The sequence below is a fragment of the Microbacterium murale genome, assembly GCF_014635185.1.
Taxonomy (GTDB): Bacteria; Actinomycetota; Actinomycetes; order Actinomycetales; family Microbacteriaceae; genus Microbacterium; species Microbacterium murale.
The window spans coordinates 342345-357635 of sequence record NZ_BMCM01000002.1; the positions used below are offsets into that span (position 1 = coordinate 342345).

The 15291-nt window shown below is 68.2% G+C and carries 14 protein-coding genes; 6 read left to right on the plus strand and 8 right to left on the minus strand.

Annotated features, from left to right (window positions below; all coding sequences use genetic code 11):
* Window positions 1–7: 7 nt before the first annotated feature.
* On the minus strand, window positions 8–1033 hold the full coding sequence (locus IEV67_RS08080; RefSeq protein WP_188436066.1) for a S66 family peptidase: 1026 nt from the start codon (window positions 1031–1033) through the stop codon (window positions 8–10).
* A gap of 100 nt (window positions 1034–1133) precedes the next feature.
* Here IEV67_RS08080 and IEV67_RS08085 point away from each other — a divergent pair, with 100 nt between their 5' ends.
* Together IEV67_RS08085 and IEV67_RS08090 are read left to right on the plus strand one after the other, a co-directional pair.
* A complete protein-coding gene (locus IEV67_RS08085) occupies window positions 1134–1340 on the plus strand; it encodes an AsnC family protein (RefSeq protein WP_188436067.1) in 207 nt (68 codons plus the stop codon).
* 28 nt (window positions 1341–1368) lie between these two features.
* A complete protein-coding gene (locus IEV67_RS08090; RefSeq protein WP_188436068.1) occupies window positions 1369–3267 on the plus strand; it encodes an ABC transporter ATP-binding protein in 1899 nt (632 codons plus the stop codon).
* A 102-nt stretch (window positions 3268–3369) separates the two neighbouring features.
* Here IEV67_RS08090 and IEV67_RS08095 read toward each other — a convergent pair whose 3' ends face one another.
* Window positions 3370–5232, minus strand: a complete 1863-nt coding sequence (locus IEV67_RS08095; RefSeq protein ID WP_188436069.1) for a phosphoenolpyruvate carboxykinase (GTP) — start codon at window positions 5230–5232, stop codon at window positions 3370–3372.
* Window positions 5233–5341: 109 nt separating this feature from the next.
* Between IEV67_RS08095 and IEV67_RS08100 the strand changes: the two genes are divergently transcribed.
* Window positions 5342–6784, plus strand: a complete 1443-nt coding sequence (locus IEV67_RS08100) for a helix-turn-helix domain-containing protein (protein ID WP_188436070.1) — start codon at window positions 5342–5344, stop codon at window positions 6782–6784.
* A 9-nt stretch (window positions 6785–6793) separates the two neighbouring features.
* Here IEV67_RS08100 and IEV67_RS08105 read toward each other — a convergent pair whose 3' ends face one another.
* Both IEV67_RS08105 and IEV67_RS08110 read right to left on the minus strand, forming a co-directional pair.
* The gene (locus IEV67_RS08105) at window positions 6794–7867 is read right to left on the minus strand and encodes a winged helix DNA-binding domain-containing protein (RefSeq protein WP_188436071.1); all 1074 of its coding nucleotides are present in this window, start codon (window positions 7865–7867) and stop codon (window positions 6794–6796) included.
* A 28-nt stretch (window positions 7868–7895) separates the two neighbouring features.
* Window positions 7896–8195, minus strand: a complete 300-nt coding sequence (locus IEV67_RS08110; RefSeq protein WP_188436072.1) for a putative quinol monooxygenase — start codon at window positions 8193–8195, stop codon at window positions 7896–7898.
* 61 nt (window positions 8196–8256) lie between these two features.
* Between IEV67_RS08110 and IEV67_RS08115 the strand changes: the two genes are divergently transcribed.
* A complete protein-coding gene (locus tag IEV67_RS08115) occupies window positions 8257–8907 on the plus strand; it encodes an HAD-IA family hydrolase (RefSeq protein ID WP_188436073.1) in 651 nt (216 codons plus the stop codon).
* On the opposite strand, the gene murQ is transcribed toward IEV67_RS08115, so the two are convergent.
* On the minus strand, window positions 8900–9859 hold the full coding sequence (gene murQ, locus IEV67_RS08120) for an N-acetylmuramic acid 6-phosphate etherase (protein ID WP_229702906.1): 960 nt from the start codon (window positions 9857–9859) through the stop codon (window positions 8900–8902). The genes IEV67_RS08115 and murQ overlap by 8 nt on opposite strands.
* Window positions 9849–10748 carry an N-acetylglucosamine kinase gene (locus tag IEV67_RS08125; RefSeq protein ID WP_188436075.1) on the minus strand — a complete coding sequence of 300 codons (900 nt, stop codon included), beginning with the start codon at window positions 10746–10748 and terminating at the stop codon, window positions 9849–9851. Before IEV67_RS08125 ends, murQ begins: the two co-directional genes overlap by 11 nt.
* A gap of 135 nt (window positions 10749–10883) precedes the next feature.
* Here IEV67_RS08125 and IEV67_RS08130 point away from each other — a divergent pair, with 135 nt between their 5' ends.
* Complete coding sequence (locus IEV67_RS08130; protein WP_188436076.1) at window positions 10884–11741, plus strand: MurR/RpiR family transcriptional regulator; 858 nt, start codon at window positions 10884–10886, stop codon at window positions 11739–11741.
* Window positions 11742–11750: 9 nt separating this feature from the next.
* On the opposite strand, the gene IEV67_RS08135 is transcribed toward IEV67_RS08130, so the two are convergent.
* Window positions 11751–12863, minus strand: coding sequence for a DUF998 domain-containing protein (locus IEV67_RS08135; RefSeq protein ID WP_188436077.1), 1113 nt, complete (start codon window positions 12861–12863; stop codon window positions 11751–11753).
* 23 nt (window positions 12864–12886) lie between these two features.
* A complete protein-coding gene (locus tag IEV67_RS08140; protein ID WP_033104895.1) occupies window positions 12887–13396 on the minus strand; it encodes a phosphoribosyltransferase in 510 nt (169 codons plus the stop codon).
* A gap of 147 nt (window positions 13397–13543) precedes the next feature.
* Here IEV67_RS08140 and IEV67_RS08145 point away from each other — a divergent pair, with 147 nt between their 5' ends.
* Window positions 13544–15280: a thiamine pyrophosphate-binding protein gene (locus IEV67_RS08145; protein ID WP_188436078.1), complete on the plus strand. Its 1737-nt coding sequence runs from the start codon at window positions 13544–13546 to the stop codon at window positions 15278–15280.
* Window positions 15281–15291 lie beyond the last annotated feature (11 nt).

Genomic DNA, 15291 nt, shown 5'->3' on the forward strand with positions numbered 1-15291 from the left:
TTCGGCGTCAGTACTGGGCGAGCACCTGCTGCGCGGCGCCGTCGAGCACCATCCGCCCGCCGTACGGCACGATCCACTGCGGACGCGTGTGTCCGAACGGCACACCGACGCAGACCACGGCATCCGGGTTGTAGTGCGCGACCGTGTCGATCACGACGTCGCACTGGGCGTCGCGGAGCGTCTGCGCCTCGCTCTCGGACGGGTGGAACTCGAAGTCGCTCACCGGCGGTCGCGCGACGATCACGCCGGCAGCGGCCGCGAGGATGCCGCGTTCCCCCAGCCCGCGCAGCCAGCGTGCGACCCAGCCTGCCGGCGGTCGCTCCTCGCTCGTCTCGAGAATCAGGATCGCGCCGTCGAGATCGGATGCCGCTGGCAGGCGATCCGCGAACGCCAATCCGTCCAGCACCTCCAGGCAGCCGCCCCAGGTTCGCCCCTCGACGCGGCGCTCGGGACCGGCCCAGGTCCATGGCGCCGTCGGCCGGCGATCACCGTACTCGGCGAGAGCGCGCGGGTCCTCCCACCGGCGGCCGACGTCTTCCGACTCCCCCGGCTCGGTGAGCTCGAGCTCACCGCCGCCCAGCAGCGCCGCCCGCAGCGATCGCAGGTGAACATCGTCGACGGCCGGGCCTGGACCCAGATGCACAGCGGTCGATCCGCCGTAGAAGCTCTGGATGCCAAGCGTCCACATCCAGTTGAGGATGTTCGTGTTGTCGCTGTATCCCAGGAACGGTTTGGGATCGGCCTGTGCGAGCGCAGCATCCAGGTGCGGAACGACCAGGATCTGGTCGTCGCCGCCGATCGTCGCCAGAATCGCCCGGATACTCGGATCGGCGAACGCCGCGTTCACATCCGCCGCACGAGCTTCGGGGCTCGCGCCCAACTCGCGCGTGGTCGGGTACTCGACAGGGACGAGCCCCGTCAGCTCTGTGAGCCTCCGCAGGGCCTGCTCGTGCAGCGCCGGGGCGACGGCAGGGGCGGCGAACGACGGGGACAGGACGGCGACGCGGTCACCGGGGACGAGCTTCGGAGGCATCACGCCATTCTGGCGGATCGCGCGTCCGCCGCCGGCATCCGATCACAAGGTTGGTCAATTTATGTTGACAGAATCCGCGCGTCAAGGTATGTTGACGATCATGAGCATTCCCACCGCACAGGCACTCGATCCCGAAGGCGAGCCGCTCGCCGAACTGCACCGGCTGACCGACCTTCGTCGCGAGATCTCGCGCATAGAGGAGGCCCAGGTGCGGCGAGCACGCAACGCCGGATACTCCTGGCAGGCGATCGCCAGCGCTCTCGGGGTGACGAAGCAGGCCGCCCACAGGAAGTACGGTCGTAGGTAACCCCCTTTTCTTCAGATCGAGGTCACACATGTCTCGCACGGCGCCCACCCGCCGACGCGGACGCAGCGCGCCGCAGGACGGCCCGCGCGCCACGTTCCGCCAGTTGCTCCCGTTCCTGTTCGAGCACAAGAAGACGCTGATCGTCGTCGCGATCCTCAGCGTGTTCGGCGCTGCCACCTCGCTCGTGCAACCTCTTCTGGTCGGCCAGGTGATCGCGGCCGTGCAGGCGAACGAGACGCTGGGGATCCTGGTGTGGCTGCTCGTCGGCTTCGTGCTCATCTCATCGGTGATCTCCGGCTACCAGCACTATCTGCTCCAGCGCACCGGCACCGCGGTCGTGCACTCCAGCCGCCGACAACTGATCGCCCGCATCCTGCATCTGCCGATCCGCGAGTTCGACGCACGTCGCACCGGCGACCTCGTCTCGCGCGTCGGCACCGACACGACGCTCCTCTATGCCGTGCTCACCCAAGGACTCGCCGATGCCGTCGGCAGCGCGATCCTGTTCCTCGGTGCCCTGATCGCCATGCTCATCATCGACCCGATCCTGCTGCTGCTGATCGTCGTGGTCATCGGGATCTCGCTCGCCGTCGTCGTGATGCTGAGCGGCCGCATCCGCACGGCATCCAGCGCGCAGCAGGTCAAGGTGGGCGAACTGGCCTCGGCGGTCGAACGCGCGGTCGGGTCGATCCGCACCGTACGTGCCTCCGGCGCCACGGAACGCGAGACGGCATCCGTGTCGACGCTCGCCGGTGAGGCGTACGGACTCGGCGTGCGCATCGCCAAGGTCTCCGCGCTGGTCGTGCCGATCTCCGGCATCGCGCTGCAGCTGTCACTGCTCGCCGTGCTCGGCGTCGGCGGCTTCCGCGTCGCGGCCGGTGCCATCACGGTGGCGTCGCTCATCACCTTCGTCATGTTCCTGTTCATGCTGATCATGCCGCTTGCGACCACATTCGGCGCCATCACCTCGGTCAACCAAGCGCTCGGCGCATTGGGGCGCATCCAGGAGGTGCTCGACCTTCCGACCGAGGATCAGGAGGATGCCGCCATCGCCGCATCTTTGCCTGCCGACGCAGTAGCCACGGCATCCGCGGCCCCCGCCATCGCGTTCCACGACGTCCGCTTCCGCTACCCGGATGCCGTCGTCGCCGCGCGCGAAGCGGCGGCGACCGAGGCGCGCACGGTGCTGGTCGACGCGCATCTCGAGACCCAGGCTCAGGAGACGGATGCCGAGCAGCCGGCCGACCGCGACGTGCTTCGCGGTGTGTCCTTCGCGGTGCCCCGCGGATCGCGCGTGGCGCTCGTCGGACCGAGCGGTGCGGGAAAGAGCACGATCCTCTCCCTGATCGAGCGGTTCTACGACCCGACCGGCGGCTCAATCCGCCTCGACGGTCATGACATCCGCACCTACCCGCGGGCCGAGCTGCGTGCGCAGTTCGGCTATGTCGAGCAGGACGCGCCGACGCTCGCGGGCACGCTCGCCGACAACCTGCGGCTCGCCTCTCCGGATGCGACGGATGCCGACTGCGAGCGCGTGCTGCGCGCGGTGAATCTGGGCGACGTGCTCGAGCGCGGCACCCTGGGGCTTCAGACCCCGGTCGGCGAGGACGGCGTGATGCTCTCCGGCGGCGAGCGCCAGCGTCTCGCGATCGCCAGGGCCCTGCTCACCGAGGCCCCGATCCTGCTGCTCGACGAGTCGACCTCTTCGCTGGACGGCGTGAACGAGCAGCGCATGCGCGATGCCATCGACGCCGTCTCCGCCGACCGTACGCTCATCGTGATCGCGCATCGCCTGTCGACCGTCGTCGACAGCGACCTGATCGTCGTGCTGCAGCACGGCGAGGTCATCGGCCAGGGCACGCACTCAGAGCTCATCGAGCAGGTGCCGCTGTACCGCGACCTCGCCCGCCACCAGCTGCTGGTGTAGCCGCCGCGGCGCACGAAAACGCGATGGCAGGATGACGGGACCACTCAGCCACGGGTCTGTCCCAGTCATCCCGCCATCGCGGGTCTCTCGCGGTCGGTGGCGCTACGCCTGGGCGAGGCGGTAGCGCAGCGAGGCCAGTTCGGCGCGCAGCGCCGCGGGCATCGTGTCGCCGAAGGTGTCGAAGAACGCCTCGGTGGCGTCGGCCTCCTTGGACCAGGCATCCGCATCCACGGCGAAGAGCTCGTCGAGATCCTGCTGCGAGATGTCGAGTCCATCGAGGTTGAGGTCCGAGGTCAGCGGCAGCCGCCCGATCGGGCTGTCGACCGCGGACACCTCACCGCTGACGCGGCGGATGATCCAGTCGACGACGCGGGAGTTGTCGCCGAATCCTGGCCACAGGAAGCGTCCGTCCTCGCCGCGGCGGAACCAGTTGACCTGGAAGATCCGCGGTGCACGGTCGAAGCGCAGGGAGCGTCCGACCTTCAGCCAGTGCGCGAAGTAGTCGCCCATGTTGTAGCCGCAGAACGGCAGCATCGCGAACGGGTCGCGACGCAGCTCGCCGACCGTGCCCTCGGCCGCTGCCGTGCGCTCCGACGAGATCGTCGAGCCGAGGAAGACGCCGTGCGTCCAGTCGGTGGCCTCGACGACGAGCGGCACGTTCGATGCACGACGTCCGCCGAACAGGATGACGTCGAGCGGGACGGCCTCTTCCCAGTCGTCCGAGATCTGCGGGCACTGCGCCGCAGAGACCGTGAAGCGCGAGTTGGGGTGCGCGGCGGGCCGACCGGAGTCGGGCGTCCAGGGGTTCCCCTCCCAGTCGGTCAGGTTCGACGGAGGCGTGTCGGTCAGGCCCTCCCACCACACGTCGCCGTCCGGACGGAGCGCGACGTTGGTGAAGAGCGTGTTGCCCCACAGCGTCTCGACGGCGGTGACGTTGGTGGATTCGCCGGTGCCTGGCGCGACGCCGAAGAAACCGGCCTCGGGGTTGATGGCCCACATGCGGCCGTCCTCACCCGGGCGGATCCACGCGATGTCGTCGCCGAGGGTCTCGACCTTCCAGCCGGGGATGGTCGGGCGCAGCATCGCGAGGTTCGTCTTGCCGCACGCCGACGGGAAGGCCGCTGCGACGTGGTACGCCTTGCCCTTCGGGTCGATGACGCGGATGAGGAGCATGTGCTCGGCGAGCCAGCCCTCGTCGCGGGCGATGACCGAGGCGATGCGCAGCGCGAAGCACTTCTTGGCGAGGATGGCGTTTCCGCCGTAGCCGGAGCCGTACGAGTAGACCTCGAGCGTGTCGGGGAAGTGCACGATGTACTTCTCGTCGTTGCAGGGCCATTCAACGTCCTGCTCCCCCGGCGCGAGCGGGGCGCCGACCGAGTGCACGGTCTTGACCCATGGCTTGCCTTCGGCGATCTGTCGGGTGACGGCGTCGCCGACACGGGTCATGATGCCGATGGATGCGACCGCGTAGGCGCTGTCGGTGATCTGCACACCGATGTGCGAAAGGGGTCCGCCGACGGCTCCCATCGAGAACGGGACGACGTACATCGTGCGTCCGCGCATCGAGCCCTCGAAGATCTCGGTCATCGTCTGGCGCATCTCAGCGGGGTCGGCCCAGTTGTTGGTGGGGCCCGCGTCCTTCTCGAGTTCGGATGCGATGAACGTGCGCGCCTCGGTGCGGGCGACGTCGCTGGGGTGCGAACGTGCCAGGTACGAGCCGGGACGCCACTCGGGGTTGAGCTTGATGAGCTTGCCCTCCGAGACGAGGCCGCGCAGCAGCGCGTCGTTCTCGGCCTGCGAGCCGCCCACCCAGTGAACGGATGCCGGCTGCGTCAGAGTGCGGATCTCCTCGACCCAGGCGACGAGTTCGTCCATCGCGGGCGTGTCATACGTCGGGACCGCGCCAAGGCTGCGCGCCGCGGAGACGGCGGGAACGCGGGGTGTGAAGGTCTCGGCCATAACCATGTCTGCTCCCTCGAAGAGTCGTTGTGTATGTCCATTCTGCGCAACATCCCCCATCGATTTCCGTCAAATATGGTCATAAGAATTTGCTTTCTTTCGATATGCTCAAGGAATGAGCGGCTCCGGCATCCACCTCACGACTCTTGGCCATCGCATCCGTCACCATCGCGTGGCGAAGGGCTTCACTCTCGACGAGCTCGGCGCGCAGGTGGGCGTCGCCGGGTCGCAGCTGAGCCTGATCGAGAACGGCAAGCGGGAACCCAAGCTCTCGCTGCTGCAGGCGATCGCGCAGGCCACCGCGACGGATGTCTCCGATCTCATCTCGGGCGAACCGCCGAATCGCCGCGCAGCGCTCGAGATCGAGCTGGAGCACGCGCAGGCGAGTCCGGTGTTCCGCCAGCTCGGAGTCGCACCGGTGCGCGTCTCGAAGGGGATGCCCGACGAGACGCTCGAATCGATCCTCGGCCTTCACCGCGAGCTGCAGCGCCGCGAGCGCGAGGCCATCGCGACCCCTGAGGAGGCACGCCGCGCGAACACCGAACTGCGGCTGCGCATGCGCTCTCAGAACAACTACATCGGCGACATCGAGAAACTCGCAGAGAAGCAGCTGAAGGCTGCGGGGCACGTCAGCGGCGCCCTCACCCACCGCACCGTGAGCATCATGGCCCAGAAGCTCGGCTTCGAGCTGCTCTACGTCAACGACCTGCCGCACTCGACGCGCTCGGTGACGGATCTGGAGAACAGCCGCATCTACCTGCCCCCGGCATCCATTCCCGGCGGCCACGGACTGCGATCGATGGCCCTTCAGGCGATGGCGCATCGCCTTCTGGGGCACACGCCCCCGACCGATTATGCCGACTTCCTGCAGCAACGCCTGGAGATCAACTACTTCGCCGCGAGCTGCCTGGTGCCGGAGACCGCGGGTGTCGCCTTCCTGCAGCAGGCCAAGAAAGATCGCAACCTCGCCGTCGAGGACTTCCGCGACGCCTTCGGCGTGACGCATGAGGCGGCCGGCATGCGGATGACGAATCTGATGACCGAGCACCTCGGGATGCAGTTGCACTTCCTCCGCGTCGACGAGACCGGTGCGATCACCCGCGTGTATGAGAACGACGACCTGCCGTTGCCCATGGACGTCACGGGCGCCGTCGAAGGCCAGCCGGTGTGCCGGAAGTTCCAGGCGCGGGCCGCATTCACGCAGCAGAATCGCACGACCGAGCACCACCAGTACACCGACACCCCGTCCGGCACTTTCTGGTGCGCGACTCAGACCGGAGCCGCCAGCGACGGCGAGTTCTCGGTCACCGTGGGTGTGCCGTTCGATGATGCGCGGTGGTGGCGAGGACGAGAAACGATCGATCGCGCGGTCTCGACCTGTCCCGACGAGGCATGCTGCCGCCGTCCTGCGCCCGATCTCACCGAGCGGTGGAGCGCCAAGTCATGGCCGAGCGCCCGCGTGCACACCCACATGTTCTCGCCGCTCCCCCGCGGCGCGTTTCCCGGCGTCGACGAGAACGAGGTCTACACGTTCCTCGCCCGGCACGCGGCGGAGTGAGACGCCACGCTACCCCGCGATGAACGCCGCGTAGCGGTCGAGCGCCGCGGCGACGTCGGCATCGTTCGCCGCCCCCTCCGTCAACAGCTCCGGTACGGCGTCATCGGTGTGCCGCCCCACCGCGGTGGAGTGCCGCCAGGTTCCGATCACGACGCCATCGGAGAGCAGGATCGGCCGCACCATGCCGTTCTTCCCGGGCCCGATCGCCGCCAACAACTCCGCAGGGCAGGCCACCGTGCGGTCGGTGTACGAGATGTAGTACTCCTCGAATGATCCGAGAGCGACGACGGCCGGCGCAGCCGCGTTCCGTCGCGGCATCGAACGTGCGACGAACGCGCCGTCCTCTATCAGCCGGATACGCGCGTCGGTGGCGGATGCCGCAGCCCCCGCCCGCGCGGCGCCCAGAGTGAGTCCCGCCCACCATGCGAAGTCCTCTGCGGTCGCCGGACCGTGGCCGATGATGTAGCGCACGAACATCTCGGCGATCGGGTCGCTCGGCACAGCCGATTCGGCGATGTGCTCCTCAGTGAGCACGAACAGCTGATCGCGCGAGACGCCGCCGGCACGCGGGACGACCGGCCCCTGGCAGATGATGCCGCGCAGTGCGAGGTTCTGCACGGCGAACAGTCCGCGCTGCCCGCTCGGCTCGATACCGGCCTTCTGCAGCACGTCGAACAGCTCGAGGCGGGTCAAGCCGTTGCCACCGCTCAGCGCGCCTTGGATGACGCGCTCACAGGTCGCGAGTTCGTCGGCGCCGAGTCCGAGTTCCCGATAGCGCGGTGCGGCCATGTGCAGCTGCCGCTCCCCCGTGACGCTCAGCGTCCAGGCGAGATCTTCGGCCGGGACGATATGCAGGGTGCCGCGCTGCGTCCACGCCCGAACGAGCACGCCCCGATTGAAGAGCCGGTCGACCGCGCGCAACGTCGGCGACCCCGTCGCGCGTGCGGCGAGCGCCCACCGCCCCGCCCAGAAGTCCTGCGCCTGGACCGCGAGCATGTGGCGCGCCGCATCCGCCGCAGAACGGGCCGGAGCCGTGAGGCGGTGCGAGCGCAGGCGCGCTGCACGCAACGAAGGCAGATCCATCACCCTATCCTGGCGGTCGCCACTGACATCAGTCGCGCAGCGGAGATCCGATGGCGTCGAATCTGAAGCCGCCGAATGCTCCTGAGAGCAGCGGGCGCGCGTGTTCGATCGACGCCTGCACCTCGGGCAGGGACAGCGAGTCGCGGTGCGCGGCCGCGCTTTCCCAGACCTCGACGACGAAGACAGTGTCAGGCTCGTCGTCGCTGACCCCGACCTCGTACATGCGGCATCCGATCTCGGTGAGCACGTCGTTTCGCCGAGTGAGATGTGCGACCAGTTCGTCGCGTCTGCCGGGAGCTGCACCCAGTGTGCCCGCGTTGATGAACATGCGGATCACTGTAGCGACTGCCGGTGACGTCCCGCCCGCGGCACCGGGATAGCCTGAATGCATGACGACGACCATCACCGCGCGCGCTGTCCTTCTCGACATGGACGGCACGCTCGTCGATTCCACGGCGGTCGTCGAGCGCCTCTGGCTGGAGTGGGCTGAGCCCCACGGACTCGACCGCGACACAGTGCTGAAGACCGTGCACGGACGCCAGGGCTGGCAGAGCATGGCGATCCTCCTTCCCGAGCGCGACCCTGTGATCAACCGCGAGGAGAACCAGCGGATGCTGACACGGGAGAGCGCCGAGACCGACGGCGTGGTCGCGATCCCCGGCGCCGCCGAACTGCTTCTATCGCTGCAGGACATGCCCCACGCGATCGTCACCTCGGCCGACGTCGCACTCATGACCGCTCGGATGGGTGCGGCGCGGCTCCCGCTCACCGAGCTCGCCATCACGGCAGAGCGGGTCTCGCACAGCAAGCCTCATCCGGAGGGCTTCCTGCTCGCAGCATCCGCTCTGGGCATTGACCCGGCCGACTGCGTGGTCTTCGAAGACTCAGGTGCCGGCATCCGGGCTGGAATCGACGCCGGCATGATCGTGATCGGCGTCGGTCCACATGCGCCGTCGTTCGCACCGGCGCATCATGTCGACGATCTCACTCAGATCGCGATCGTGCCCGCCGGCGAAGGATTCGAGATCCGGATCAGCTGAGCGCGACGATCGCCTCGCGCAGGATGCCGTCGGCCGCCGCCAGCGCGACCTTCGCACGCTCCGCATCCGCTCCGCTGGCGAGGATGAGCAGCGCGAGCTTGACTGATCCGTCCGCCGTGCGCAGCGCCGTCGATGCCTCGTCGACGCCGACACCGGCGAGCTGCGACACCGTGCGCACCGAGCGTGCGTGCAGCTTCTCGTTGGTGGCGAGCAGATCGACCATGACGCCGCGGTAGGTCTTGCCGAGCTTGATCATCGACAGGGTCGTGAGCATGTTCACGACGAGCTTCTGCGCGGTTCCCGCCTTCAGCCGTGTGGAACCGGAAATGAACTCCGGACCGGTCACGACCTCGATCGCGATCTCGGCGGCCGCACCGATGTCGGAGTCGGAGTTCGACGCGATCGCGACCGTGAGCGCCCCGACGCCGCGGGCGTACTCCAGCCCGCCGACGACGTAAGGTGTGCGGCCGGATGCGGAGATGCCGACGACTGTGTCGCGTGGGTTCAGGTCCAGTTCGCGCAGCGACGTCTCGGCGGCGTCCGCGTCGTCCTCGGCGTTCTCGACAGCGGCGCGGATCGCGGTCTCACCACCCGCGATGAGGCCGACGACCATGGAGGGGTCGGTGCCGAACGTCGGTGGGCATTCGCTGGCGTCGAGCACGCCCACGCGACCTGCGGTTCCTGCGCCGATGTAGATGAGGCGACCGCCGCGGCGGAAGCGCTCAGTGATGCCGTCCACCGCCTGTGCGATGTCGTCCGCACGCTCCGCCACCGCAATCGGCACGCGCTGATCCTCGGCGTTCATCCGCCGCACCAGCTCAGCGGTCTCAAGAAGATCGAGGTCGCCGCGTTCGGTCGTCGACGCCTCGGTGCCGAGGCCCGACAGCACCTCGAGCAGTTCGGCGAGACGGCTGGAATCGGTGTCGTCATTCAGCGGGGTGTCATTCAGCACGGTGCACGTACCTTTCGTGGGGCATGTCGGTGCGGTGCGCGAGGAGCGTGGCGCCGTCGAGGGCATCGCCGACAGCGGGCACGATCGTGCGACCGGCCGTGGTGAGGGAGCGCTCGAGTTCGGCGCGGAACCAGGTGTGGTCGGTGAGTCCGCCATGGATCGCGACGTCGAACGCACGATCGGATGCCGCGACGGCGGATGCGGTGAGCAGCCTCACCGCTTCGGCGACGATGTCCGTGGCGACGGCATCGCCGGCGGCGGCAGCGTCCAGCACGAGCGGGGCGAGGGTCGCCAACTGACGCGCGGTCGGTATCTCGCCCGCCAGCCAGGTGATGGGATCCGGATGCGGCGCGATGTGCGCGCGGACGGCGCTGGTCAGCACGGTCTCCGGGCCGAGCGCATCGCGGGTCCGCAGTATGGCACGCGCGCCTTCGCGGCCGATCCACGAACCGCTGCCGAAGTCGCCGAGGTCTGGCCCCCATCCGTCGACGAGACGCAGACCGTCTTCATCCACCCCGAGCGCCACGGCGCCGGTGCCGGCGATGAGCAGCGTGCCTGGTGCACCCTGAAGCGCCCCGGCGTGCGCGGTCACGACATCGGAGGTCACGGCGACACGCGCGCCGGTCGCGTCGGACAGGGAACGCGCGAGAGTGGCCGCGGCATCCGGTGCGGTCCACGCGCCCGCTGCGCCGACTCCGATGCTCTCCACCCCGTCCGTCTTCGCGAGCAGAGGCAGGATCGCGGCGACAGCGGTCGCGACGCCGTCGATGCTCGCGAGACCCGGTGTGCCGGCATCCGTGTACGTCTCACGACCGTCGGGAGTGGTGACCGCGACGCGGCAGCGGGACTTGCCGAGGTCTACGGCGGCTGTCCTGTGCTCGATCGGCATCTCTCTTCTTTCGCGTCGACTCGGGGAACTTTCCGGAAAGAGTCTACAGTTAGCGCTATCGTTCTGAAAAGAATTTACCGGAGCGCCCTGGTCCGCACTCGCGACATGCGGCGATCCCCTACCGGAGGAGCGCGGATGAGCATCCAGTCAACAATCGAAGCCGCCGCGTCGACCCTTCCGCCGTCACTCGCCCGCGTCGCCGCGGTCATACGGGAGAATCCGTCCATCGTCATCGACATGACGATCAACGAGCTCGCCGATGCCTGCAGCACATCCGTCGCCTCCGTGGTGCGGTTCTGCCGCGCCATCGGGTTCAGCGGATACGCTCCTCTGCGCATGGCGCTCGCGACAGAGCTCGGCAAAGAGGCCGCGCAGTTCTCTACACGAGGGGCATTCGGCTCTGAGATCTCGGACGAGGACTCGCTGTCTGAAGCCGTGTCGAAACTCGCCGCTCTCGAACTCCTCGCGATCGAGGAGACCGTCGCACAACTCGACTTCGACGTCCTCGAGTCCGCGATCTCCGACATCGACGGAGCTGATCGCATCCTGCTCTATGGAATCGGCGCCAGCCAGTTCGTCGCCGAAGACCTCGCGCACAAGCTACTGCGAGTCGGACGCAACGCCCACGTGCTCACCGATCCGCACGAGGCGATCGCCGCGACAGTGCTGAATGCAGGACCGACCGTCGCCGTGGGATTCTCGCACTCGGGCGTCACCCCTGAGACACTGCGCTTCCTGCGCACGGCCGGCGACAACGGTGCCTCGACGATCGCCGTGACCTCGGCGAAGGGCTCCCCGCTCGCCGACGCCGCAGATCACGCCCTCTTCACCGAGGTCAGGGAGTCCACGTTCCGCGCCGGCGCCATGGTCAGTCGCATCGCTCAGCTCGCTCTCGTCGACTGTCTGTTCGTCGGCGTCGCCAAGCGCCGTTTCGCCGAGACCGTGGACGCTCTGCAGCGCACCCGCGACGCGACCCGCGCACTGCGCGACTGACTCCTCGCGTCAGGGGCTGCCCTCTGAGGCAGTCGCGGGGCTCATCTCGGCGCCAGCCGGGGAGACCTCCTCGGCAGCCCTGAGGAAGACGATGATCCAACTGAAGATCAGCACGGCGGCGATCAACTCGACAGCGGTCAGATTGTAGTAACCCGTCGCGAAGAACACGGCCAGCAGCACGATCACGGCGACGTAGGCGTAGCCGAGCGCGATGAACACCTTGGAGATCGCCGGCAGCAACCACGGCAGCGCGATCACGACTCCGGCGAACGCGACCGCCATTCCGGTGGCGACGGTGTTGTGCACCACGAAGAACGCGTCGACTGGGAAGATGCCCACGCAGGTGAGGAAGATGCCGATGAGGATCATCCCGATGCGCACGAGGCGGCGACCACGCGCATCCCTCGGCGCATCGACGGACAGCCCGGCGGTCGAGTAGCGCGCGATGGTGGTGATGATGATGCCCGCGACGATGAGGGTGCCGTTGAAGATCCAGGACGAATCGTTGCTCGCCATTCCGAGAGCCGAGAGGTTGTCCTGCCACCAGTGCGCATCGGTGGCGGTGAGCATGCTGGCGAACGCACCCACCACGAGGAATATCGCCAGCACGAGCGACAGCGACATCGGGGTAAGCGACACGGCGCTGAGGAAGCAGACGTACGCGGTCAATGCGAATGCGACGGCGACGAGCACCGCACCGGGGAAGGCGAAGACCGGCGCGTCGGTGAAGCTGCGGGCCAGGAGCGCCGCTATCCCAGCCCAGCCGAGGAGCGCGGTGACCGCGTACGCGAGCGCGATGGCGGCGACGTCGTACCAGCGCAGTCGGTCGTCGCGCATCGCGAGTCCGTCGCTGTGGATGACGCGTCGACCCGGTCGGACGCCGAAGCGTCCCAGCAACGCCGACAGCACCGCGACGACCGCCCCGCCGATCGAGGCGTACGTGCCGATCGAACGCGCACCGACGATCGACAGCTCATGCCCCCAGAAGACGAAGATCGACACGAGGAATCCGACGACGAAGAACACCGCTCCCACCAGGAGGGCTGCCGTTTCAAGCGGTATCGCCTTTCCCTGCGGAGCACCCAGCAGAGTCCGCCATGAGAACGATCGGGGCCTGTTCACTGAAGTGTCGATCTCTCGATCGGTCACGCCGTGGGCGGCAGACCGAGGTCTTCCTCGCGGACCGTGCCCTGGAACGACCACGGGAAGTTGATCCACAGATCCGTGTCCTTCCAGGCGTAGTCGGGCTGGATGATCGTCGATGGCTTCGTGTAGATCGTCACGGATCGCACTTCGGCGCCCTTGGCCTGCAGCAGTTCGACCGCGAGCGCCAGCGTGCGACCGGAGTCTGCGACGTCGTCGACCAGCAGTACGCGGCGCCCGTCGAGGTATGCCATGTCGAGCTCGGGCGGCAGCACCTCGGGGGCGTCAAGGACTGTGCCGATGCCGGTGTAGAACTCGACATTGATCGCGCCGCAGTTCTTCGATCCGAGCCCGTAGGCGATCGCGCCGGCCGGCAGCAGCCCACCGCGGGCGATCGCGACGACCACCTCCGGTTCGAAGCCGCTGGCGACGATGCTGCGGGCGAGATCTCGTGTCGCCGCCCCGAAGCCGTCCCAGGTGAGTGTCTCGCGTTCGATCGCAGCATCCGTCATCCTCCTATTGTGCCGGTAGAATCATCGGTGTCCGGACTCGCCCGAAAAGGGCGCCGGTGCCCGAAAAAGGGGCACGAAGCATTCGCTGCGATGCCGCGCGAAGCGAGACACACACGGAATCGATCCGTCGTCTCGAAAGGCATTCCCATGCCCACTGTCTCCGCCCATGTCGCCCTCACCCTCGCCGAGCACATCGATGCCGTCTTCGGCGTGATGGGCAATGGCAACGCCTACTTCCTCGATGCACTCGAGCGCCAGACCTCTGCGGAGTTCACGGCGGTGCGCCACGAGCAGGGCGCCGTCGTCGCCGCCGACGCCCACCATCGTGCATCCGGCCGGATCGCCGCGGCCACCTCGACCTACGGTGCTGGCTTCACGAACACGCTCACGGCGCTGGCCGAATCGGTGCAGGCGCACATCCCCCTCGTGCTCGTGGTCGGCGACGAGCCCACCTCCGGCCCTCGCCCGTGGGACGTCGACCAGATCGCGCTCGCCAGCGCCGTCGGCGCACGCACCTACACGGTCGGACGAGCGGATGCCGCGGCGACCACCATCATCGCGATCGAGCACGCTCTCACCTATCGCGTGCCGGTCGTGCTCGCGATCCCGTACGACGTCGCCGCCCTCGAAGCGGGTCCGGTGCCGCCCGCTCCCGCGCCGCGCATCCCCGCGCCGGTCCATCCGACGGGCGAGTTCGCCGAGGGGATGCTGGATGACATCGCCGCCGCACTGCACGATGCGGAGCGGCCATTCCTGCTCGCGGGCCGAGGCGCATGGCTCGCCGGTGCCGGCGACGCATTGGGCACTCTTGCCGAGGTGACCGGGGCGCTCACGGCATCCACCGCTCTCGGCCGCGGCGTCTTCCCCGCCGCAGAGTATGACCTCGGCGTCACTGGTGGTTTCGGCGCCGAGGGCGCCATGGAGCTCGTACGGCAGGCCGATGTCGCCATCGTCTTCGGCGCATCGCTGAATCAGTTCACGATGCGATTCGGCGAGCTGTTCGCTCCCGGAACGCGAGTGTTCCAGGTCGATGTCGCCCCGGCTGCGACTCATGCGCACGTCGGCGGGTTCGTCCGCGGCGATGCGCGGGTCATCGCGGAGGCTCTGGTGGAGCGCGTGCGGGAAAGGCGTCCGGGCCTGCCCGTACTTCGGAGAAGTGCACGTTCTTCGGAGGATTCCGGCGAAACTCTCCGAGCGAAGCGCCGTTCTCCGAGCGAAGAGCACGCACCGTGGCGCGAATCCGTCGATCTGCGAGCAGCGCGCAGTTATGAGCCTGGAGAAGATCTCGCACCGGACGGCCGTCTCGACCCGCGCTCGGCCGCCCGGCGCATCGCCGAACTCCTGCCGGAGGACCGGGTCGTGGTCTCCGACGGCGGACACTTCATCGGCTGGGCGAACATGTACTGGCCAGTCTCCTCCCCCGACCGCATGATGATGATCGGCACGGCGTTCCAGGCGATCGGTCAGGGCTGGCCGAGCGTCGTCGGTGCGACGAGAGCGCGGCCGGAGTCGACGATCGTACTGACCTCGGGCGACGGCGGCGGGCTCATGGCCATCGCCGATCTGGAGTCGGCAGTGCGTGCCTCACGCGGTCACGGCTGCGCGGTGATCTGGAACGATGCCGCATACGGCGCCGAAGTGCATCTCTACGGTCTCAAGGGTCTTGCTGAGGAGCCGATGCGCATCCCGCAGGTCGACTTCGCGGCGTTCGCGGCAGCCGTCGGCGCCGAAGGCGTGGTCGTGCAGACACTCGATGACCTCGATCGCCTGGCCACCTGGTCTGGCGAGTCCCCTGACGAGCGTCCGTTCCTCCTGCTCGACCTGCGCATCTCTCCCACCGTCATCGCGCCGTACCAGCAGGAGATCATCCGTGTGAACAGCTGACACGCGGGCCG

Coding starts and splice junctions, on each gene's coding strand:
- IEV67_RS08080 (WP_188436066.1), bottom strand. CDS start 1,033: ATGCCTCCGAAGCTCGTCCCCGGTGACCGCGTCGCCGTCCTGTCCCCG.
- IEV67_RS08085 (WP_188436067.1), top strand. CDS start 1,134: ATGAGCATTCCCACCGCACAGGCACTCGATCCCGAAGGCGAGCCGCTC.
- IEV67_RS08090 (WP_188436068.1), top strand. CDS start 1,369: ATGTCTCGCACGGCGCCCACCCGCCGACGCGGACGCAGCGCGCCGCAG.
- IEV67_RS08095 (WP_188436069.1), bottom strand. CDS start 5,232: ATGGTTATGGCCGAGACCTTCACACCCCGCGTTCCCGCCGTCTCCGCG.
- IEV67_RS08100 (WP_188436070.1), top strand. CDS start 5,342: ATGAGCGGCTCCGGCATCCACCTCACGACTCTTGGCCATCGCATCCGT.
- IEV67_RS08105 (WP_188436071.1), bottom strand. CDS start 7,867: ATGGATCTGCCTTCGTTGCGTGCAGCGCGCCTGCGCTCGCACCGCCTC.
- IEV67_RS08110 (WP_188436072.1), bottom strand. CDS start 8,195: ATGTTCATCAACGCGGGCACACTGGGTGCAGCTCCCGGCAGACGCGAC.
- IEV67_RS08115 (WP_188436073.1), top strand. CDS start 8,257: ATGACGACGACCATCACCGCGCGCGCTGTCCTTCTCGACATGGACGGC.
- IEV67_RS08125 (WP_188436075.1), bottom strand. CDS start 10,748: ATGCCGATCGAGCACAGGACAGCCGCCGTAGACCTCGGCAAGTCCCGC.
- IEV67_RS08130 (WP_188436076.1), top strand. CDS start 10,884: ATGAGCATCCAGTCAACAATCGAAGCCGCCGCGTCGACCCTTCCGCCG.
- IEV67_RS08140 (WP_033104895.1), bottom strand. CDS start 13,396: ATGACGGATGCTGCGATCGAACGCGAGACACTCACCTGGGACGGCTTC.
- IEV67_RS08145 (WP_188436078.1), top strand. CDS start 13,544: ATGCCCACTGTCTCCGCCCATGTCGCCCTCACCCTCGCCGAGCACATC.